18 protein-coding genes are annotated in these 22581 nt (G+C 42.8%); 12 read left to right on the top strand and 6 right to left on the bottom strand.

The annotated features are described in order from the left end of the window. Nucleotides 1–58 precede the first annotated feature (58 nt). On the bottom strand, nt 59–787 hold the full coding sequence (locus tag OCU77_RS19795; RefSeq protein WP_107302703.1) for a nitroreductase family protein: 729 nt from the start codon (nt 785–787) through the stop codon (nt 59–61). 251 nt (nt 788–1038) lie between these two features. Here OCU77_RS19795 and OCU77_RS19790 point away from each other — a divergent pair, with 251 nt between their 5' ends. Both OCU77_RS19790 and sgrR read left to right on the top strand, forming a co-directional pair. Continuing rightward, entirely contained in the window at nt 1039–1830 is a 792-nt protein-coding gene (locus tag OCU77_RS19790; RefSeq protein ID WP_048899015.1) for a hypothetical protein, read from the top strand. A 218-nt stretch (nt 1831–2048) separates the two neighbouring features. Continuing rightward, a complete protein-coding gene (sgrR, locus tag OCU77_RS19785; RefSeq protein WP_107302702.1) occupies nt 2049–3743 on the top strand; it encodes an HTH-type transcriptional regulator SgrR in 1695 nt (564 codons plus the stop codon). Between the two features lie 190 nt (nt 3744–3933). On the opposite strand, the gene OCU77_RS19780 is transcribed toward sgrR, so the two are convergent. The 4 genes from OCU77_RS19780 to OCU77_RS19765 form a co-directional block, all read right to left on the bottom strand. Continuing rightward, nucleotides 3934–5139 (bottom strand): serine hydrolase, encoded by a 1206-nt coding sequence (locus OCU77_RS19780; protein ID WP_048899016.1) that lies wholly within the window; start codon nt 5137–5139, stop codon nt 3934–3936. A 188-nt stretch (nt 5140–5327) separates the two neighbouring features. After that, nucleotides 5328–5822, bottom strand: a complete 495-nt coding sequence (locus OCU77_RS19775; protein WP_048899017.1) for a hypothetical protein — start codon at nt 5820–5822, stop codon at nt 5328–5330. Then, a complete protein-coding gene (locus tag OCU77_RS19770; RefSeq protein ID WP_107302701.1) occupies nt 5819–6826 on the bottom strand; it encodes an ABC transporter ATP-binding protein in 1008 nt (335 codons plus the stop codon). Before OCU77_RS19770 ends, OCU77_RS19775 begins: the two co-directional genes overlap by 4 nt. Beyond that, on the bottom strand, nt 6823–7668 hold the full coding sequence (locus tag OCU77_RS19765; protein ID WP_048899018.1) for an ABC transporter ATP-binding protein: 846 nt from the start codon (nt 7666–7668) through the stop codon (nt 6823–6825). Before OCU77_RS19765 ends, OCU77_RS19770 begins: the two co-directional genes overlap by 4 nt. Nucleotides 7669–7966: 298 nt before the next feature. Between OCU77_RS19765 and nhaD the strand changes: the two genes are divergently transcribed. The 6 genes from nhaD (at nt 7967) to OCU77_RS19735 (ending at nt 16053) form a co-directional block, all read left to right on the top strand. Continuing rightward, nucleotides 7967–9394, top strand: a complete 1428-nt coding sequence (nhaD, locus tag OCU77_RS19760; RefSeq protein ID WP_048899019.1) for a sodium:proton antiporter NhaD — start codon at nt 7967–7969, stop codon at nt 9392–9394. A gap of 389 nt (nt 9395–9783) precedes the next feature. After that, the gene (locus tag OCU77_RS19755; protein WP_048899020.1) at nt 9784–11910 is read left to right on the top strand and encodes a TonB-dependent receptor plug domain-containing protein; all 2127 of its coding nucleotides are present in this window, start codon (nt 9784–9786) and stop codon (nt 11908–11910) included. Next, entirely contained in the window at nt 11910–12440 is a 531-nt protein-coding gene (locus OCU77_RS19750; RefSeq protein ID WP_048899021.1) for a YfiR family protein, read from the top strand. The genes OCU77_RS19755 and OCU77_RS19750 overlap by 1 nt, the downstream gene beginning before the upstream one ends. Next, complete coding sequence (locus OCU77_RS19745) at nt 12433–14466, top strand: diguanylate cyclase (RefSeq protein ID WP_048899022.1); 2034 nt, start codon at nt 12433–12435, stop codon at nt 14464–14466. The genes OCU77_RS19750 and OCU77_RS19745 overlap by 8 nt, the downstream gene beginning before the upstream one ends. Before the next feature lie 183 nt (nt 14467–14649). Continuing rightward, the gene (locus OCU77_RS19740; RefSeq protein WP_048899023.1) at nt 14650–14952 is read left to right on the top strand and encodes a hypothetical protein; all 303 of its coding nucleotides are present in this window, start codon (nt 14650–14652) and stop codon (nt 14950–14952) included. Nucleotides 14953–15213: 261 nt separating this feature from the next. Then, a complete protein-coding gene (locus OCU77_RS19735) occupies nt 15214–16053 on the top strand; it encodes a 2OG-Fe(II) oxygenase family protein (RefSeq protein ID WP_048899024.1) in 840 nt (279 codons plus the stop codon). A gap of 144 nt (nt 16054–16197) precedes the next feature. Here OCU77_RS19735 and OCU77_RS19730 read toward each other — a convergent pair whose 3' ends face one another. Further along, nucleotides 16198–16923: a TetR/AcrR family transcriptional regulator gene (locus OCU77_RS19730; protein WP_048899057.1), complete on the bottom strand. Its 726-nt coding sequence runs from the start codon at nt 16921–16923 to the stop codon at nt 16198–16200. A 161-nt stretch (nt 16924–17084) separates the two neighbouring features. On the opposite strand from OCU77_RS19730, the gene OCU77_RS19725 reads away from it, so the two are divergent. From OCU77_RS19725 to OCU77_RS19710, 4 genes are read left to right on the top strand one after another with little or no spacing between them, the layout of a single operon-like run. Further along, on the top strand, nt 17085–18167 hold the full coding sequence (locus tag OCU77_RS19725) for an efflux RND transporter periplasmic adaptor subunit (protein WP_107302700.1): 1083 nt from the start codon (nt 17085–17087) through the stop codon (nt 18165–18167). A gap of 1 nt (nt 18168) precedes the next feature. Next, nucleotides 18169–19248 (top strand): efflux RND transporter periplasmic adaptor subunit, encoded by a 1080-nt coding sequence (locus OCU77_RS19720; protein WP_107302699.1) that lies wholly within the window; start codon nt 18169–18171, stop codon nt 19246–19248. After that, nucleotides 19245–19511: a hypothetical protein gene (locus OCU77_RS19715; protein WP_048899025.1), complete on the top strand. Its 267-nt coding sequence runs from the start codon at nt 19245–19247 to the stop codon at nt 19509–19511. The genes OCU77_RS19720 and OCU77_RS19715 overlap by 4 nt, the downstream gene beginning before the upstream one ends. Further along, nucleotides 19508–22579 (top strand): efflux RND transporter permease subunit, encoded by a 3072-nt coding sequence (locus OCU77_RS19710; RefSeq protein WP_048899026.1) that lies wholly within the window; start codon nt 19508–19510, stop codon nt 22577–22579. The genes OCU77_RS19715 and OCU77_RS19710 overlap by 4 nt, the downstream gene beginning before the upstream one ends. Nucleotides 22580–22581 lie beyond the last annotated feature (2 nt).

The following is a 22581-nucleotide window of genomic DNA, read 5'->3' as shown; positions in this document are numbered from 1 at the left end:
CGTCGTTGGTTTTGTCAGCAAAAAGCCAGTGCAACACCTGATGGAGGACTAGGTAGTGCTAGTGCTCAAAGATGACTTCAGCGTTATCAACGCGGTGGCGTTCGCTGTAGATGCCATCTTCTGCACGCTTGCCACAGCCAATTATCATGGTGATTTCTGCACCTTTGGGTAGGTTAAGAAGGTGTTTGGCTCTTACGGAGTCAAAACCTTCCATTGGGCAGGTATCATAGCCTTCTGCTCGCATTGCCGTCATAAATGTCATGGCGGCTAAAGCACTACTCTTGTGTAAGCAAACACGCACATCAGCTTTACTGACTTCACGCATCATAGGTTTGTTACGGCCTAAAAATGCGCATAACACTTTTCGTGCTAAACCATATAAGCCAAAACGGTCGTTACGGTACACAAATGGGATCAGTTTTTCATAATACTTGAGTGCACGCTTAGAGGTTGCGTCTTCACGGCCTTCGAATGCATCACGAACTGTCTTTGCATTCATTTTTGCTCGTGATTCCCACTTGTAAGGCGTTACGACAAAGGCAACGAGTTCGTTAGCGGTTTTAGCGGCATTTTGCCCCATACAAATACGGCTTAATTCAGCGCGTTTATCTTGGCTAACAACGCGATGGAACTCCCATAACTGCATATTAGAGCTGTTAGGTGATAATGCTGCTAGTTCTAAAGATCGAGCGACAGCTTGGTGATCAAAAGAGGCACTTGCATCATATTTACGTACAGAGCGTCGGCTATGAACAAGCTGCTCAAAGCTTGGTTGTTGTTCAGTCATAACAAATATTCGATAGAAAAGTTACCGTTTTTCTACCTGTATTTTGTGTCTATTTCAAGCTGCGGTGAAAAGACTTTAGCGACTTCATTGATATTAGGCAGTCAAAATAAATATGAATGTCATGTTGAATAAATAAACTTGAACTTGCTCTATCTTTTTGCAACTTGATGCGCAATAAACAGGCAATTGGTCTAACAAGGTTATGAATGATTTATTTCTCTTAGGCTGGCTTATCTCGAAAGGGACTTTTTATGCAAACAACGAACATGGCATCGCTCAATCCTATTCAGGGATCAACTCTGATTGATCCTAATATTTACTTTCTTCAGATAAAAACATGGTTAGAAGCGGGGAAAGCACTCGAAACGATTACGGCAAATCAACTTCAGCAAGCTGTGGGTGGCAGCTACCAAAATGCTCTGCAAGTATTAGAAGAATTGGACAGTTACATTGAAGGTGAACGGAAGGAAAAGAGTGGCTTAGATTTCCCCTTTAATATGATTAATCAAATGCATAACGCATACTACGATGCTTGGCGTGTCATGTTTGGCTTAAGTTTTACGCAAGATGGGGCTAAGACAAATGAACAAGCAGTGGAACTCAATGAAAAAAAAGCTGAATTAGAAGCGGTTCAGGCGCGTTTAGATGCAAAAAACACGGAGCTAGAGCAGGTTTCTTTGAACAATGAAGCAGCACTAAATGGGTTACACAGTGATCTTGCTAAGGCTGTGAAGGCGAAACAGACAGCGCAACAGAATACCCGTAAAGCAAAATCCGCGCATACTGCGTTGCAAAAAGAGCATGATAACTTAGTTAAACAGCATTCAGCATTAACGAAATCTCTTAAAGACCAGCAAAAATCGACTGAAAAAATTAAATCAGAGTATGAAAAACTTGTCGAAGATATGGAAGCGCAATCTAAGCATCAAATCGACGGGCAGCGTAGGCATCTTGATGAGTTGAATGAAGAGTTGGTGGCGTTGAAGCAAGAGCTTGCAACAAAAAACCAGCAGCTAGAACAGCAGAGTGAAAACCAAAACTGATGTTGTTTAGCTGATAATGTAAAAACAAGGGCAGCGTTGGCTGCCCTTGTTAGCGATGGACGATGCAATCTCGATGCTTGGGGGAGCATCGGGTTTCAGGAGCACACTTTTCCACAAATCATCATTAAAAAGGGGATAAGTTTGTTCATCAGTTGCTATTTTAGATGTAAAATAAGGAAGTAAAAACAGAACATATTTAAAATTTAGGTTCCCCTTTTATGAGTGGTCAACGGTTAAAAACGCAGTTCCATCGCCTATATAGCCATTTTTCAGGTCAAGATAGCGATACAACACTACAAGATATTGCGGAAATTCTTTTTTGTACCCGACGTAATGTACGTATGGTTATGAACAAAATGGCGGATAAAGGCTGGATTGATTGGCATCCTGCGGTTGGCCGCGGCAAGCAGTCTCGCTTGGTTTTTCATAGTACAGACAATGAGTTACAGCAAAGTTATGCGCGTAAGCTCGTAGCCCAAGGTAAGCTTGAACCTGCGTTAGAGGCATTAAATAATGATGCCAATATGCTCGCGCAACTTATCCAAGAGCAGTTGGGTGTATCGACGCAACAAGGTAAGCAAGTTGTTCGTTTACCTTACTATCGCTCATTTGGTGATTTGAATCCGCTGTTACCCCTTCGTCGCTCAGAGCAACATATTGTTCGTCAGGTTTTTAGTGGTTTAACGCGAATTGACGAAATAAAAGAGGAAGTAGAAGGCGATCTCGCGCACCACTGGGAAGCTCTTTCTCCTCGTCATTGGCGCTTCTATTTACGTCCTGCTGTTCGCTTTCATAATGGAAAACTCCTTCAGTGCCAAGATGTGATAGCAACACTGAATGCCGTTAAACAGCAGCGTTTGTTCAAGCATATCCAGACTATTGAATCTATTGCAGCCCATACGATCGATATTCATTTAAAGCGTGATGATGTCCACTTGCCGATACTGTTAGCGGATACGCTTGCCGTGATCCAGCCTGAAGAAATGTTGACTCACCGTGATCCAGATGCCTTACCGATCGGCACAGGCGCTTATAAGGTGATTCAAAATGATAAGCAGCGTTTAAAACTCGAAGCCTTTGATCAGTATTATGGCTTCAGGGCCATGATAGATATTGTCGATATCTGGATCCTTGCGGGTTTTGATGTGTTTTATTTGAAGCCTGACTCGGAAGAACAGGAAGTCGGTAAGCGTGCTATTTCATCTCGGTTACACCTTGATGAGGGCTGCAATTATCTGATGTATAACCGCCAAACTGGACTAGCAAACAACCAAGATTGGCTAACCTATTTTTCTCAGCGTTTTTCGACGCTGGCGATGCAGTGTCTGTTAGATCAGTCAAAATTTAGTGAATTACGTTTAGTAAACGCTTATGGGTTGCTACCTGGCTGGGTTCATAACCCTGCTGTGAGCGTGTCTGCCGTTAAGCCGCCTGCAAAACGCACTGTGACTATTGCCCACCTGCAAGATCATCCTATTTATCCTTTGATCGTTGAGAAAATGAGCCAACTACTGGGTGAAGATGGGTTAAAAGTGAAGGTGTTGGCACTGACGACGGCAGAAATGTTGTCGGGGAAACAAGCGAGTAGGGTGGATATTTGGATCAGTGGGATGAGTGTCTTTACCAAACGTGAAGATGCGATATTACCGTGGCTCTACAATTTTGATCATCTTTACCGTGCGATGCCTGCCGATGATTTCAAAGCCATGGATGCTTTAATTGCAAAGTGGCGTAGCGATAGTACGTTAGCCTTTCCTGCCCATGATATTGGTTTACTCTTAGTGCAAAATCAGCAGATTCAGCCTTTGTTTCATGCCTGGTTAGGCGTAGATAACACAGGTGAATTGCAGGGGATGACAGCAAACTCATTAGGATGGTTTGATTTCACTGCGGTTTGGAAAAAGCCTGTTTAAGGGGTAATTATCTGATGTATACGTTTAGCCAATATATACAAGCGATTATTAGGTGACGCTGACGTTTGATTATACGATTAACTCACATTGCAATTTTTGTGTCGCAACGCGTTAATTGTTGCTAGTGCCTTTATGCGCGAATGCTATGCACTGATGTTAGGTATATTTGTTATGTCGCGCTGTTTTGATTTTAATTTGTCTTTGTTGGTTCAGGAGACCAATCTTGGCTGTTAAACCATTGGCCAATTGGTCGCCAGATCATATCGATCATATTCTTGTACCATGGTGCTTTCTCAACGGTTTCTGCTGTAACGATAGGTTGCTCGGTGAGTAACTCTTCATTCAAATACCATTCAACTTTGCCAACTGTTGTTCCTTTTTCGATTGGTGCTTCAAGATCATGGGTGTAATAGACCTTGTGTTCTAAATCCTTCCTTTGACGGCGAGGTACAGTGATCACACCACCTTCACCTAATTCAACCGTGACATTGGCTGGGCTGCCATACCAGACACGAACAGGGGCGAGTTCTTTATTATTAAACGTAGGTTTTAAGTCTTGGAAGAAACGGAATCCCCATGTTAAGAGTTTCTTACTTTCAGCTGTACGGGTTTGGGTGCTACCTGTGCCCATGACAACAGCAATTAACCGTTGATCGTTTTGTTCGGCCGATGAAACAAGGCTGTAGCCTGCTTTAGAGGTGTAACCGGTTTTAACACCATCGACATTCAAGGTTGAATCCCATAGTAGGGCATTACGGTTACCTTGTTTGATTTTTCCAAAAGTAAAAGATTTTTCTTTGAATAAGCCATAGGTGTCGGGTAAATCATGAATAAATGCACGTGTTAACAGTGCCATATCATAAGCGGTTGTGAATTGATCATCAGCATCTAACCCATGTGAGTTTGTGAAATAGCTGTCAAGCATGCCTAATCTTTCTGCATGGCTGTTCATCATTTCAATGAATGCAGATTGATGACCAGCCACGTGTTCAGCTAAAGCGACGGTTGCATCATTACCTGATGAGATAATAACGCCGCGATTTAGATCGTCGACGCTGACTTCATCCCCAACATTCAAGAACATTTTTGACGATCCTGGGAATTTTTTACCCCATGCATTTTCACTGATGATCACGGTGTCATCGTTGGCGATATGACCCGCTTGTAATTCGTGCCCGACAACATATGACGTCATAATTTTAGTTAAGCTGGCAGGTGCGAGGGGTAAATGTTCGTTATCGCTGGCGATGACTTGTCCTGAGCCATAGCTCATTAACACCCAAGCTTTGGCACTGACTTCTGGCGGAGAGGGGAGAGGGGCGGCATGACTAAAACCGACAAGCATGGATGCCGCTGCAACAAGTGTAAATTTAACAATGGTTCTGACTGGCGTCATTGCTTATCCCTCTGTCACTTTTCATTCCTACTTTGAGCTTAGTAAAATATTGTGAGAGTTAGGATAAATTTATGATTTAAATGAAAAGCACCCAAAGAGCGCCTGATTAAGTTCGTCGGTATTGGACTCAGTGTGTGAGTGAGTCGGCTAGCCATTTGGTAGTGACACATGGCCAGCCGAAATAGGCGTTATAAAGAAGCGTAATTGTCTTTTTTCACCAAGGATTCGTAAGAGAGGTTGAGGTTATTTTGTCCTTCCATAAAAGCGACATGAAGGTTAATGATCTGCGTGCTTTCATCCTGCCATTGTTGAGTGTTTTGCTTCTGACAAAACTCCATCATACCTACAATCATTCGGTCGAGCTTTTTCAAACACCACCGCTTTAAATCAGGCTCAAGCGTTTGTTCACAAATCATGCTTTGTAGCTTCGCATAGCCGAATTGCTTATAACTAAAGGCTTTATCTATGTCAGGTAGATCCTGATAATAAAAGCTTAAGCGCTGACAAGCATCCAGCCAGTAGGCGAGTGCTTCGTTGTGCACTTCACAACTCACATCGGTGAAAATGATATCGGGTGCATGATTAAGTGCATCGATCAGCGTTTGGATATCCCGCTGCTGGGGCGGTGGTGGAGTCTGGTACCATACCTTGATATTTTCTAACCAAGTGTGGAGTTCTGTCATGCAACCTGCTCCTTGTCTGTGTGGGCTGAAGTGGGTATTTGTGCTGCATCCCAGTTGGCCACATAATGGTTATCGCCAACTTTTTGGAATCCTTCTACTGACTTCAAGCTTAGCTGACGAATCTTATCTGCACTGACTGAGTAATCGGGCTCTGATTCGAGTAATTGATGGAAAGGTAAATCTGGGTCAGGAACGGCAGAGATTAATAGACGAGTATATGGGTGCTGAGGGTTTCGTAAAATACTCCGAGTGTCACCCCACTCAACAATACGGCCGCGGTACATAACTGCTGTTTCTTCCGCGACATAGTGCGCAGTTGCTAAATCATGCGTGATGTATAAGAAACCTATCCCCATTTTATCTTTCATTTCTTTCATTAGGTTCAGCACACCTAAGCGGATCGAAACATCAAGCATGGAGGTTGGTTCATCGGCTAAAATCACTTCAGCACCTACAGCAATGGCGCGTGCTAGATTGATACGTTGACGTTGCCCACCACTGAGCTGGTGGGGATACTTCTCTAAATCTGAATAAGGCAATTCGACTAAATCAAGTAGCTCTTTTAAGCGATCTTCCACTTCACTTTGATTGGCAACTTGGTTGTGGATCATGAGTGGACGGGTTAGGTGGTGCTTAATAGTATGTGTTGGGTTTAACGAGCCAAATGGGTCTTGGAAGATCATTTGAACTTTGCCCCGATAATCTAAAATATCTTTTCGTGATTGTAAGGATTGGATATTTTGTCCTTTAAATAGGATTTCACCATCGGTGACATCATGCACTTTGGTAATTAAGCGAGCGCAGGTACTTTTGCCACAGCCCGACTCTCCCACTAATGCAAGGGTTCGGCCTTTGTATAGATTGAAACTAATATCATCAAGCGCGCGGAATATCTCAGAACTTCCGAAACCACCACCCGCGATAAACTCTTTAGTGATGTTTTTCACTTCAATAATAGGTTGTTCGTCATGGTTTGATGAATTGCCTGCTATAACCTGACTCATGCGCCTATCTCCTGAGATACATTGATTGGTTGGGCTGCTTCTTCATGAATATTCGGGAAAGAGGCCCAAAGTTTTTGAGTGTATGGGTGTTGTGGGTTATTGCGGATTTCTTTTGATGTGTTCACTTCAACGATTTCGCCGTGTCGCATAACAGCAATGCGATTACAGAGCTGGCTCATAAGAGCGAGATCATGGGTGATGAAGAGCACCGAGAAATCGAATTCATTCCGAAGTTGGTATATTTGTTGCAAGATCTCGCGCTGGACAACAACATCGAGTGCTGTGGTTGGTTCGTCCATAATGATTAATTTCGGATTGAGACATAGCGCGATAGCGATGACTAAACGCTGGCGCATACCGCCACTAAATTGGTGGGGGTATTCCGACAAGCGTTCACGCGGAATGTTGACTAAATCGAGCAGTTTTTCTGCCCGCTCTTTTGCTTGCGCATTACTGTAACCAAGGTGGTGACGCATCACATCAGCAAATTGTTCCTGAACAGGGATCACTGGATTCAACGAGTTCATGGCACTTTGAAAGACCATGGCGATTTCTTTCCAACGTACCACGCCCATTTCAGTCTCAGTTAGAGAAAGTAGATCGCGCCCTTGAAAATTAATAGAACCATTTGTGATTAGCGCAGGTGGCTTATGTAAGCGATTAATGGCGAAAGCGATGGTACTTTTTCCACAGCCTGATTCACCTGCTAAACCGAATATCTCACTTTTCCCTACATCAAAACTGACGCGTTTAACGGCTTGAAAGTCGCCATTATCCGTTACATAGGTAACTTCAAGGTCTCGAACTTTAACAAGTGGGTTAGGGTGGAAAGCTTGTTCCATGTCTTTCTCCTGATAATTCTCAATACGAAATAACCTTGATTGAAAACTATTATCATTATCAACTAATGTAAAGCGTGATTTTGCAATAAGTGATTCAGCTAGCAAAGTTTATTAACGTGTTACATTAAAATATTGTTGATTAAATGTTATTAAATTTGCCGCGTTACGATGTTGTTCACAGTAGTTTTTTGTTAAGCCATCTATAGTGTGAACTTTATAATTTTGATTCATAACTTTATTTTTGATTAACGGATAACAGGGTTGTTATCTCATAAAGCATTAGGGAGTTTTGCGTACTATGAACATTCGTCAACTTTCACTTGCGGTGGGGCTTTTATTCTTTGCTCCTCTGACGTTTGCAAGTGGAACGGTTATTGACCTGACACATTCCAATATTGGTTATGCATCTTTGGTGATTTTTGCCATTGCGTATTGTTTAGTTATGGGGGAGGAGTATTTACAACTTCGAAAATCTAAGCCTGTATTGTTAGCCGCTGGCATGATCTGGATGATGATAGGTTATGTTTTTCAGCAAAATGGTCAAACAGAGCTTGCTAAGCAAGCATTAGAGCATAACTTGCTCGAATATGCGGAATTGTTACTTTTCTTGCTGGTGGCGATGACGTATATCAGCGCGATGGAAGAGCGGCGCTTGTTTGATGCGCTACAAGCTTGGATGGTGAGTAAAGGTTTTAACTACCGTACTTTATTTTGGTTAACCGGTATTCTGTCATTCTTCATTTCCCCTATTGCCGACAACTTAACAACAGCACTCTTAATGTGTGCGGTTGTAATGAAAGTCGGTGGTAGCAATATTAAGTTTATCAATATTGCATGTGTGAATATTGTTGTGGCAGCGAATGCTGGGGGAGCGTTCAGTCCATTTGGGGACATAACAACCTTGATGGTGTGGCAGGCTGGGCATGCATCATTTAATGAATTCCTTTTATTGTTTATCCCTTCTGTCGCCAATTACCTGATACCTGCTGTGATCATGTCGTTTTTTGTACCCAAAACGCAACCAGATACGATTTGTGAGCATGTTGAACTTAAACGTGGGGCAAGGCGCATCGTGTTCTTCTTCTTGCTAACGATCACGACAGCCGTTGCTTTCCATGGTTTCTTCCATTTCCCACCAGTAATGGGAATGATGATGGGACTTGCGTATTTGCAATTTTTTGGCTACTTCTTGCGCAAGACGCTGCCAGGCTCGTTAGCGAAAAAAAGGGCTATTGCCGAGGCTAATAATGATGAAGAAGCTTTGAAGCGAATAGGTTCTGTTGTGCCCTTTGATGTTTTCCGACGTGTGTCGCATGCCGAATGGGATACCTTACTTTTCTTCTATGGTGTCGTGATGTGCGTAGGCGGTTTAAGTCTAATAGGGTATTTAGGCGTTGTATCTGAAGTGCTGTACACCCAGTGGGATCCTATCATGGCAAACAGTATGGTCGGCATACTCTCAGCTATTGTTGATAATATTCCTGTGATGTTTGCTGTTTTAACCATGAACCCAGAAATGACCTTAGGTAATTGGTTGTTGGTGACGTTAACTGCTGGTGTGGGTGGTAGTTTATTATCGGTTGGCTCTGCTGCTGGGGTGGCACTAATGGGCGCTGCACATGGTAAGTATACATTCTTTGGTCATTTAAAATGGATGCCTGTTATCGCACTTGGTTATATTGCGAGTATAATTATGCACCTATTACTAAATGTTAATTCATTTTAATCCTTTATAGATCAGCGCCTGATTTTTAAAATTAGGCGCTTATTTTTCAATTCGAACAAACATTATACATTTCCTACTAAGCCTTTATTCCCTCTGAGTATTTTGTAAATAAACTCCCTTCGGTTTTAAGTGGTCGACTTTTAATCATTTGGTACAAACTATATATATAAAACAGCTAAATTAATGGGACATTCAATAAAATTAAAGCTCTTTAAAATTAGTTGCTTATGTATATATGCACATAAATCGCATGTGCGCTGGTTAAAAGTTCACCTGTATGTCTGGATACCAAGTCTTGAACATTGGTACAATAACAAAGTAAGACAAAAAAATATTATAAACGCTGCAAATGATTAATTATAAAAAGCAGTCATGAACAAGAAGTTACTGTGAAAAAATTTTCGAATATAACCCAAGCTATTACAGCCAAGAAACTGGTTCATTCTTTCTTGTTGCCAACGAGCTATATCTTATTAAGTTCTCCTGTTAATGCATCGGCGGAACTTGAAACATTAATGGATATGTCATTAGAAGATTTATCTCGCGCATCGGTGACATTAACCTCAGTCGCAAAAAAAGAGCAATCGCTCAATAAAGTACCCGCAGCGGTTCATGTTATTACTGCCGAGCAGATCCGCCGTTCAGGGGCCCGAACAATACCAGAAGCTTTGTCGCTTGTGCCAGGGATGCATGTTGCACGCCTTTCAGAAAACAATTGGGCGGTTTCTGCGCGCGGTGCTAACGAAATGCTTTTTAACAAACTGTTAGTCTCAATTGATGGGCGCAGTATTTTTAACCCTATGACATCTGGCGTTATTTGGGAAAACGCGCAGATAATGATGGCAGATATAGATCGTATTGAGGTTTTACTTGGTCCGGCAGGCACAATGTGGGGCGGGAATGCAGCAAATGGGGTCGTGAATATCATTAGCAAGAATGCTGATGAGACTTTAGGTTTGTATACCGAGACAACAGTGGGCGGCGCCAATCACCAAGACGTTAAACTGCGCTTGGGCAGTGCAATTAATGACAAAACAGATGCACGAATTTCTGTGAGTGGCATGCGTTCGGACTATGCGGTTGGCGAGGAAGGAGACTTCCGTAACTATAACATCAACATGCGTGTTGATCGGTCGACTTATGACAGTGAGTTAACCGTTCAATTTGGTGGCTATAACACAGATATACACACTGAAATAGAAACGGTTCACTTTGTGAATATTGCGCTAGCCCCTGAAGTATATGATGAAAACAGCCGTGGTTTGTTCGGTATGGTGAATTACGACACTGAAATTGCTACGGGTGTGTTAAGCGTAAATGTGTGGGCTGATAATCACAAATTGGATTATGAATACTTTAAAGGGAATTATCGTAACTGGGATCTCGATGTTTACTACCGTTTACCAGTGCTTGCGGCGAGTGAGCTAACAATAGGAGGCGGTGCTCGCTTTACACAAACAGAAGTCTTACCCTTCTTAACGTTAGCGCCTACAGAGTTTAGAAAGGGCACGCGAACACACCTCTATAAAGATCAGGTGTCGAGTTACGACACCTATAATATGTATTCACAATTAGAAACCGCGGTAACGGATAAGGTAACGACATATCTTGGTCTTAAAGTTGAATATTTTGGCTTAGTTGACCGCTACGAATTCTTGCCTCAGGCTCGCATATCTTACGATTATTCTTCTCAACATCAATTTTGGACGGGCCTGGGTCGTGCTGTTGTCACACCTTCGATCATTGATACCGCGTCGACAGTGGTTGATCTTTCAGTTGAGCAAATAACGCAGAACAACTATCAAGATACATCGACGATTGTACGCGGTAGTGAAAACCTAAAAACGGAAGCGGTAACCACGTTTGATCTTGGTCATCGCTACTTTTTGTCGAATGCGTTTAGTACCAGTACGACGCTTTTCTATAGCCAATATGAAAATATTCGCGGTATCGGTAAAGATAATACGCAACCTATGCCACCGATTGACATCAGCACCGACCCTTGGGGCCCAGCACCTTGGGAGTCAACGCCTGAATCAATAGATATGTATCAGTATATTGATGATATTAAAGCGCAAACATGGGGAGCTGAACTGGCTGTATTTTGGCAGCCGGCGTCTAATTTTAGAGTGAATGTGAACTATGCCTACCATCAAGTATTAGCCGCTTGTAATGACAGTGATGTTTGTCTTGATCATTCGAGGGCTAAGCAGGAAGAGCCGCAACCAAATCATATCGCCAGTGCACACACGATGTGGGATGTAACGGATAGCGTGCAGTTCGACATGATGTACAAATATATTCAAGGTAATGATAGCGGTAGTGAGGATCTTGGCTGGGATACTATTTCAACGCTTGATGCGCGCTTAGCTTGGCAGCAAAAGCGTGATTGGCCTCGAATTGAATTACTTGTTGATGGTATTTTTAACACAAAACCTTACTATGAATCTAACCGCAGAGCTGCTTACGAGCTTGAGCGTCAGGTCTATCTAAAAGCAGTTTGGGTGATGGAATAATGAAACGAGTACTGCTCAGTGCTTTCTCATTGCTGATGTGTATGTCAGCAAGCGCTGGTGTAACATTCAACCCTGATAAAGTAAAAGCGGTATATATAGTACGTTTTGCTAATTTTATTCATTGGCCTCAAGAGTCTTCTCTGAAGCAAATAAATTATTGTGTTATTGGTAACAACCAAGTAACCAATCTGCTGGAAAGTATTTTGGTTCAACATCAAGTGCGAAACATTCCCGTTGTCTTTCGTCAAGTTAATAATCAAGAAGAGCTTGATGATTGCCAGCTTGTGTATTTAACGCCTGAAAGTTGTCGTCTCGGTGAATTGAAGATCGACAGGTTAGGCTTGGTCACTGTGAGTGATGAACGAGCATTTTCTGAATCGATGGGGATGGTTGAGTTTCGAGAAAAATCGGGGCGAATTGTGCCTGTCATTAACGTCGATAATGTCGCTAAAAATAATATAACGATTCGTTCTCAGTTGTTGCGTATTTCTAAGATAATTTCTACGCCGCAGGGGGTAGAACATGATTAGCTTTTTTAAGAATTTATCGATCCGCCGGAAAATGACGATACCGGTCAGTGCTATTCTGATTTTTATTTTCTGTGCTTTTAGTATATTCAGTGTTTTTTCTGTATTCAAAACAGAGAAAGATAATTTGTTGGCTCGTTCCTTTATCTTGGGAAAAGGAGTCGTCATTAATTTAAAAGCCGCGTTATTATTTGATGATCCCCTGAGCGGCGAAGAAATATTATCTGCATTTCAGGCCGATAATATGGTTTATCACGTTGATGTGATTAAAACCGACGGCACTGTATTCGCGAGCTATCGCCGTTCTGTTGAGGACAATCAGAACATTGATGTGGAAGACAGTTTTTCGGTATTAAGTAAAACAAATTTCGATCATTATTTTGGTTCTGAATTTCTTTATATTTCGATCCCTGTATTCGTTGCAGATATTAATGTCGCAATAATGAATATTGGTATCTCATTGGAAGAGCTTCACCAAGCGAAGCAAGCTGTACTGCGTTTTTGCTTTATATTGCTGTTCCCCATGTTTTTGCTGCGCTACTTCTTATTAAGGCAGTTACAAGTTTGGGTTGTTCGACCAGTAGAAAGTTTAAGTTGTGCAATGCAAAGCCTGACTAAGATCCGGAAGATTAAGCAACGCCCTGTTGTACATGCTGACGACGAAATTGGCAGCTTAGTGAAATGTTTCAACGATATGCTTGATAACTTGGATGAGCGTGATGAGCAGATTTCAGCATCAATCGAACAAGTTGCAAGTGAAAAAGCCTTTGCTGATGATGTGATATCAACAGTGCAGCATGCGTTATTAGTGCTTGATCGTCACGGACGTATTGTGTTGGCGAATAGTGCATGTGGCAATATTTTTAAATGTGTATCTGGTGATATTCGCGGCCTTACATTGCATGAAATTATGAATTCGGGCTTTTGGGATATACATAACGATGCGCTAAACCAAGTGTTGAGCTTGAAGGGTAAGACGTTCGAAAAAATAGTGAAAGTTAATGATGTGGCAGAGCAGCCACATTACTACAGTGTAAAAGCGCGTCCTTTGGTTGAACGCCATCAAGTGCTGATTGCTATAGAAGAAGTGACGCAAAAATACTTAGCAGAGAAACAACAACGTTTGGCTGCACGTATTTTTGAACAGAGTCGTGAAGGTATCATAGTGATCGATTATGAAGGAAGGGTTCAAATGATAAACCCATCATTATCCTCGATCATGGGGTACAGCATTGATGAATTGATGGGCGAGAAGATTAACGACTTCCTAGAAATTGAATACTTCGAAGAAATCCGTCATACCATTGAAAGCGGTGGTGGTCGTTGGCGTGGTGAGATTCTAGAAAAGCATAAAGATGGCACTATGATCCCATTAGAAGTGCGCGCGAATGTGATCAATAGTAATAGTGGTGAAACTGCTCAGATAGTAATGTCGATAACGGATTTAAGTCATAAAAAAGAAATAGAACAGCTGGAATACTTGGCTCACCATGATGCGTTAACAGGGCTGGCGAACCGTAAGCGTTTATTTGATGTATTAGAAGAGAAAACGCAAGACTATCGCGCGAACAACACGCTATTTGCTGTCTTGTATATTGATTTAGACGGGTTTAAACCTGTAAATGATACCTATGGACATCATGTTGGCGATGAAGTACTCAAAGTTGTGGCGAATCGTATGGAAGAGAGTGTACGAGAAAACGATTTTGTTGCACGTTTAGCAGGGGATGAGTTTGTCATCTTAGTTGATGCGATTCATTCGTCGCAAGAGGGCTTATTAGCAGCAGAGCGAGTCTCTACTGCAATCAGTGAGCCCATGAAAGTTGCAGGCTATACGTTAAATATTGGTGCTAGCATTGGCTTTAGTGTGATAAATGGCACGGATGACGCGTCTATTGAACAAGTACTTCAAAATGCAGATGCTGCTATGTATCGTGCGAAAGAAGACGATCAGAATGGCATTATTTGCTCAGAACAATGCGGTTGCCAGTCAGGTCGTCGTCATGTGTTAGAAACCGTCGATGTGTAAGTAGAAGAAAAATGGACGATGAATGCGAGGTGTATGCTTAGGTGAAGGCTGTCTCGACTTGGTATTTGCAAGTATGCATTTTTTGTGAATTTTAATTTAAACATGCTGTGTTTGACTACACTATGTAGTGCAAGCCATACCAAGCTGTTTAAATCACCAAGGTATCAATGAGGGGGTACCACCATGTTAGCTGAAAGCAGGCATGTTTTACTGTCGGGTAAGAAGTCGCAATTTGCCGACATCAAAATAATACCAACAGGGATGATAGAAGTAGATATTCCTGATGAAGCAAAACACTATCAAGCTGATTTTGACCAACTGTGTTTTTATACACACAATAAAAATACAGAATTAGTGTGCCGCTCTGGCCAAAAAGATGACACAGTTCATTGGGCATTAGATCTTGCCAATGATGATGCACGTGAATTGCTGAGCATGATAGAACGCGCAGAAGACGAATTTGAAATGCTGATGCGAAGTTTATAGTGCTTAACGTTATACCCTGAAACCCTACCTATGTAGGGTTTTTTTGTCTTTAGGAGATTAAACAGCATGTTGGCGCAAACGTTTGAGCAAACGCTTGCTTGTTTCCTGTTGTAAACAGTGTGTTTCTTTTGTTTTGTTGGGTTTACCCTTGTAGCTGAGGAGTTATATTCATAAAATCCTGCGCATAACAATGATATTGCTCAATGACTTCTGCTATTTACACAGTGGAAGAACGTATAATCAGCCGAAAGAAGCCTCAAAATGAAATTAGAAGCCGTTGACTACACCGCAGAGAATGCAGAACAGCTGTTTGTTGAATCCCTACGCAACACAGGTTTTGGCGTGCTTAAAAATCACCCAATCCAGCAGCAGTTAGTAAATTCAATCTACGAAAACTGGTATACATTTTTCAATGATGACAGCAAAACAGACTTTACATTTAATGTAGAAACGCAAGACGGTCTATTTCCAACTGATGTGTCTGAAACAGCGAAAGGGCATTCGAAGAAAGACATCAAAGAGTTTTTCCACTATTACCCGTGGGGCCAATGCCCAGAAGCACTTCGTGCGGAAATTCAGAATTACTATGAGCAAGCAAACGCACTAGCTGCGGAGTTGCTTTCATGGGTTGAAAAACACGCGCCAACTGAGGTTTCAGGTAAATTTAGTCAACCACTATCAAGCATGATTGAAGATAGCGAGCAAACACTGCTTCGCGTATTACATTACCCGCCACTACAAGGTGATGAGGAGCTTGGTGCAATCCGTGCGGGTGCGCATGAAGACATAAACCTTTTGACTGTATTACCTGCTGCGAATGAGCCGGGGTTACAGGTATTATCAAAAGACGGTGAGTGGCTAGATGTGCCATGTGATTTTGGTAACCTGATCATCAACATTGGTGATATGTTACAAGAAGCGTCTGATGGTTACTTCCCATCAACGACACACCGCGTTATTAACCCTGAAGGTTCAGATAAAACGAAATCACGTATTTCACTGCCTCTATTCTTGCATCCTAAGCCAGAAGTTGTGCTTTCAGAGCGTCACACAGCGGGTTCATACCTGACTGAGCGCCTGAAAGAGCTGGGCGTGATTTAGAACGCTCTGCCTAGTGAAGATATAGGCTACTGGAAGATAGAAAAAACGGCAGTGCTTGGTAGCACTGCCGTTTTTTTGTATTCGAATCGCAGCGACTATAGCGCTCATCGCATGACACTGATCAGCATCTTCATTCGCTTATGATTATTCTTGAGTATCACAACCCCATTCGCAGGGTAGTTCAATCAGAATATCTTCCAATCTTTCCGGGTGAAGCATTTCTTCTTCTGTGACGTTCAAGCGCATTGCCATGTTGCGATTAAATAATTCCCAGTGGTTAAGCAAGCATTGGGAATAGCTCGCATCATCATGCTTCCATGTTTCAATTAAGAAGGGCTTGAGGTTTACTGCACCGTTAGCAAATATCATCATTTGCCATTTCATTTCCCATACACTTAATTCTGCTTCGGGAAAATCTCGATGAAAAGTATCTACTAACTGATTGACGAATTCTTCAAGTTCACCATTGCTATCAAAAAAATAATCCATTAATTCATCACCTTGGCGGATACCGTCGGTGATCAATTGAATCGGCTGCTGATGAACTAGTTGCTGTGCCAATAGCATGGTGATGAAGCGGTACAAGATAAGGTTACTTGGCAAATCAGACGGAATGCTCTCTTGGAGCTTATACATGTAAGACAGAAAGTAGACATGTAGGCAATCACTGATGTTATGCCAGATCTTCTCTTTACTACCGAAATGATGACGGATCAGGCTGTGAGATACGCCTGCTTGCTCACTAATATTCCGTAGTGAAACGCGCTCATATCCCTGTTCGCAAAACATTTTTGCGGCAGTTTTCATAATTAGCAGCTTTGTTTCTTCGGCGGCCTGGGCGCTGCGACGGCCTTGCTTTCGTTCTGTCATCATCATAGTTACTTAATTTCCCACATCTTTTTTACCAGAAATTCGTTTTGTAGTCACCCTTGTGCTCACAGAAATCCTTTATTGTCCACTTGTAAAATATACTTGATCTTCGATGAGATCAACATATACTGCACAGGTGTACAGCATATAAAAAGAGAGACATGCACGTGATAGGACAACAGCCTTTAATTAGCCCGCTGGCTAAATTAGCCGCAATAGCCTTACTCAGCAGCGTTTTAGTTGGGTGTAATCAGGCGAATTCAGAGCCCACTACAGATGTGATTAAGTCAGTGAAGCTTTTTGAAGTGCCGGTGAACACAGCGCAAGAAAGCAGTGAATTTCCAGGGAAAGCAGAAGCCGCACAACGTGCACAGTTATCATTTCAAGTGCCTGGTGAGGTACAGCAGATGCTTGTGAATGTTGGACAGAAGGTCGAAAAAGGCCAAGTGCTGGCTGTGCTTGACGATAAAGACTATCGCTTAGCGTTTGATGCCAAATTTGCTGAATACGAATTAGCGAAAAGTCAGTTTGAACGTGCGCAGCAACTTTATGCGAAAAAACTTATCAGCACTGATCAATTTGACCGTAACGAGACTAGCTATAAAACGGCAATTGCAAACATAGAGCAGGCAAAAACAGATTTAGAAAATACCTTAATTACTGCACCGTTTGATGGGGTAGTTTCGCTTCGCCTTGTAAATCAACATCAATTTGTTGGCGCTAATCAGGCAATATTGAATATTCAAAATGTGGATAGTTTAGACATTGCTTTTAATTTGCCAGTGACTTTCGTGGAAAAAATGGGATTAGAAGCGATTCAAGCAACGCCAGCATGGGTTGTCATGGATAATTTCCCGAATATGCCTATCCATGCCGAGTTGAAAGAAGTGTCGACTCAGCCTGATTTAGACACTAACACTTATAGCGCAAAAGTGACCATCCATCGCCCTGATGATTTAAACGTGCTGTCAGGTATGGCAGGTAAAGTGCACTTTGCTCAAGCTGAGTCTGCTTCAACATTGATTTTGCCTGAAGGTGCGTGGATAGAAAAACGCGATAGCATAGGTACTGTTTGGCAATTTAACCCTGCGACTTCAGTTATTGATGCTTTAGAAGTGAATCTCGATGAAAACGGTAGTGTGACCGATGGTTTACCGCAAGGTGCTGTCATTGTTATCGCTGGTGCAAAAGATTTGTACTCAGGCCAACAAGTGCGCGCTTGGACTCGTGAAGGTGGGATCTAAGATGTTGAAGAAAATCTCACTTCTCGCTTTGTCGATGGCATTTCTACAAGGTTGCCAAGAGCCGCCTGCTGCTGTTGAGCAAAAAGCTTTAGCCGTATCAACATTAACTGTATCGGACCCTGTTGAGAGCCAATACCGTATTTTTAACGGTCAAGTGGAAGCCGCAGAAAACACACCGTTAGCTTTTCGTGTTGAAGGTGAACTGAAGCGTGTATTGGTGAATACGGGTCAAGTTGTGAAGAAAGGTCAGCTGCTGGCCGAATTAGATGCGAGTAAGTTTGAACAAAAGCAGCGTGATGCTAGCGTACAATTTACCTTAGCGTCTAAGCAATTAGCGCGTGGCCGTGAGTTATATGCTCAAAAGATGATTTCTAAAGCTGAATTTGACGAATTAACGGCAAATCAACGCTTAACCAAAGTCGCACTCGATTCTGCTAATGCGCGCTTAGGCTATACCCGTTTAGTTGCGCCTTTTGATGGCATGATCTCAACTTCACCGAAGGAGTCCTTCGAAGCGGTTTCGCCCGGTGAGGTTGTACTTAGCCTTTATCAAAATAATAAGGTTTATATCAATATTCCAGTTTCAGACAATGTGATAGCCATGGTAAATCCTGCGCAAAAGCGTACGGGTTACCAACCAATGGCGAAGTTTGGCACAGACAAGCAGGCGTTCCCGGTGCGTTACTTTAAGCACACCAGTGAGCTAGAACCTCAGACACAGACTTACCGTGTATGGTTTGAAATGCCACAACAAACCCCTGCCATTTTACCGGGTACGAGTGTTGCGTTAAGCGTCAACATGGCGGAGGCAGGGCTGAGTACCTTACAAGGTTATCAGCTCCCTATGATTGCGCTGCAAGCAGGCCAAGAAAAAGGTCAGTTTTATGTTTGGAAGCAACAAGAGGGTGCCGCGCACAAGGTTGAAGTAGGTATCGAACAAGTCAATAACCAAGGTGCGATCGTCAGCAGTGGCGTGGAGCTAGGCGACGTTTTGATCACCTCAAGTTTACGTAAACTTCGTGAAGGCATGCCGACATCTGTCGTTACTTCAAGTCTTGTAAATAAGGACACTGCGCAGTGAAGAAGGCTGTATTCAGACACAAACGCGCACTACTACGTTGGGGCGTGGTGATAACGTTGACCCTTGTTAGTGTGTTGCTATTAAGTGAGCTGGGGCAGTTTTTAGTGTGGCAGTTTATTGGTGAACAAGTGCCAGGAATTGAAATTAAAGTATCGCCAAACAATGCGATGCAAGCGTACCAAAGTGCAGAGTATAACGCGCTAAGTAGTGTGCTTAACATAGAGTTGGATTTAACAACATTAGCGGTGGAGAAAATACGGTGAGCATTGCCGAGTATTCAATAAAAAATAAAGTGATCAGCTGGCTATTTATCGTCATTCTGGCTGTCGGTGGTGTGACATCGTTTTTAGATCTAGGGCGTTTAGAAGACCCAGCTTTCACACTGAAAGATGCCATGATCATTGCAACCTACCCGGGGGCAACATCGACGGAAGTAGAAGAAGAGCTGACTTATCCTCTAGAAAAAGCCGTCAGGCAATTGCCTTACATTGATAAGGTGACGTCGACCTCGTCTGCGGGAATGAGCCAGATCATGGTTAGCATGGACATGATTTATGGCCCGGATGATCTCCCCCAAATCTGGGATGAAATGCGCCGTAAAGTGAATGATCTAAAGCCGACATTACCTGCAGGTGTGCAGTCGGTAAAAATCATTGATGACTTTGGTGATGTTTTCGGTGTCATGATCATGATGACAGGAAAAGGTTACTCTTATGTTGAACTAAAGCAGTATGCCGACTACTTAACGCGTGAATTAGAGCTTGTTGATGGTGTGGGTAAAGTGAGCATTACTGGCGACCAGCAAGAGCAGATCTTCGTTGAAATCTCGCTTGATCGCATGGCAGCGTTGAACCTAGACATGAACACCATTGGTGGTTTACTCAACCAACAAAACAGTGTTATTGCGTCTGGCGAAATGATGATCAATGGTCAAACACTAGCTATTCGCCCTAACGGCAACATGAACAGTGTTGAAGAGTTAGAGAACCTTGTGATTCACGGGCGTGACACAGGTAATCTGATTCACCTGAAAGATGTGGCGACTATTACGCGTGGCGTACAAGAAAAGCCAACCAATGTTGTCACTTATAACGGTGAGTCAGCCATTAATTTAGGTCTTTCATTTTCTGCTGGCGTAAACGTTGTTGAAGTGGGGGCAAAAGTTGATGCGCGCCTTGCTGAATTAGAAAGCTTCAAACCTGCGGGTATAGAGCTAAATTATTTTTATAACCAAGCCCAAGAAGTTGATAACTCGGTTCAAGATTTTATCGTTAGCCTAGGACAGGCCGTCGCGATTGTTATTGTGGTCTTATTATTTGCGATGGGACTTCGCAGCGGCTTGATTATTGGCTTGGTACTGTTATTAACAGTATTTGGCACCTTTATTTTAATGGATCTGAATAATATTGAGCTTCACCGTATCTCCTTGGGTGCGCTTATTATCGCCCTTGGTATGCTGGTGGATAATGCCATCGTCGTAGTCGAAGGTATTTTGGTCGGCATGAAAAAAGGCCGAAGTAAAGTACAAGCGGCAACCGATATTGTGAAACAAACCCAGTGGCCATTGCTAGGCGCAACAGTGATTGCGATTACGGCCTTTGCACCGATTGGTTTATCGTCAGATGCCAGTGGTGAGTTTATGGGGTCTTTGTTCTGGGTACTGTGTTATTCATTGTTTTTAAGTTGGGTCACTGCGTTAACGCTAACGCCGTTCTTAGCTGACTTATTGTTAAAGAATGAGCCTGAACAAACGGAAAGCGAACAACAGAACCAAGATGACCCATACAAAGGCGTGCTCTTTACTGTCTTTGGTGCATCACTCAAGTTTGCATTGCGATTCCGTTGGCTAACCGTGGCTGGCATGGTGGCCTTGTTAGTAGGGGCTGTGATTGGCTTTGGGCATGTTAAGCAGTCCTTTTTCCCGCCGTCAAACACGCCGATGTTCTACGTGGACATGTGGATGCCGGAAGGGACCGATATTCGTGAAACCATTAAACAAACGGACAAAGTCGAAAGTTATATTCGTAGCCAAGACGATGTTGAATTTGTTACGACCTCAATTGGTCAAGGCATGCAGCGTTTTTCTCTGACTTATCAGCCAGAGAAGAGTTATGAAGCGTATGCGCAGCTTCAAGTGAGAACGACAAGCCGTGACAATATGTTCGACTTGTTGAACAAGCTAGATGCATCGTTATCGAATGAGTTTGATCAGCCAACTTTCCAATTTAAACTCATGGAGTTTGGCCCGTCACCGGCCTCGAAAATTGAAGCACGTATTATCGGCCCAGATCCTCAAGTGTTGCGTGATATTGCCGTGCAGGTTGAAGATATCCTGCTGCAAGATCCTGAGTCTCGTAATGTGCGTCACGATTGGCGTGAACGTACGAAAGAGCTAGTGCCGCAGTTTAATGAATCGAAAGCGCGTCGTTTAGGTATTTCGAAAGAAGAATTATCGAAAACTCTACAGATGGCGTATGGCGGCAGCACCATAGGTGTAATGCGTGATGGTACGCATATGCTACCTGTGATTGCGCGTTTACCTGAAGTTGAGCGTGTTGATTACGATACGTTGAAGAACTTAAAGCTGTGGAGCCCAGTGCAACAAGCTTATGTTCCAATCGAACAAGTGATTGACGGGGTAGATCTCGCATGGTCAGAGCCACTTATTCAGCGTCGAGACCGTAAGCGTACTCTAACGGTATTAGCGGATCACAATGTATTAGGTGATGATACCGCCGCGACCTTGTTTGCGCGTGTTCAACCTAAAGTGGATGCATTACCACTGCCAGTCGGTTATGAGATCCAGTGGGGTGGTGAGTATGAGTCATCAAAAGATGCGCAAGAAGGCATGATGGGCTCTATGCCTATGGGTTACTTGCTGATGTTCATCATCACTATGCTGTTGTTTAACTCGCTCAAGAAACCGTTAGTCATTTGGGCAACAGTGCCTTTGTCTATTATTGGTGTTTCAATTGGTTTATTGGTGACGAATACACCGTTTAGCTTTACAGCGCTATTGGGTTTATTAAGCCTGAGCGGTATGATTTTGAAAAATGGCATCGTGCTTTTAGATCAGATCAACATTGAGCTTGACCAAGGCAAAGAACCGTACCACGCGATTATCGATAGTGCCATTAGCCGTGTTCGCCCTGTGAGTATGGCGGCGTTAACGACGGTGCTGGGTATGATTCCATTGGTGTTCGATGCATTCTTTGACTCACTGGCTATCACTATTATGGCAGGGCTTGGTTTTGCAACTGTACTGACACTGATTGTTGTACCAGTGATATTTGCACTGTTCTTTAATGTGAAGGCACCAGAAAAAGCATGATA

Origin of the sequence: Photobacterium swingsii (assembly GCF_024346715.1) — a bacterium.
GTDB lineage: Bacteria > Pseudomonadota > Gammaproteobacteria > Enterobacterales > Vibrionaceae > Photobacterium > Photobacterium swingsii.
This window is presented reverse-complemented; position numbering and strand designations above follow the sequence as displayed.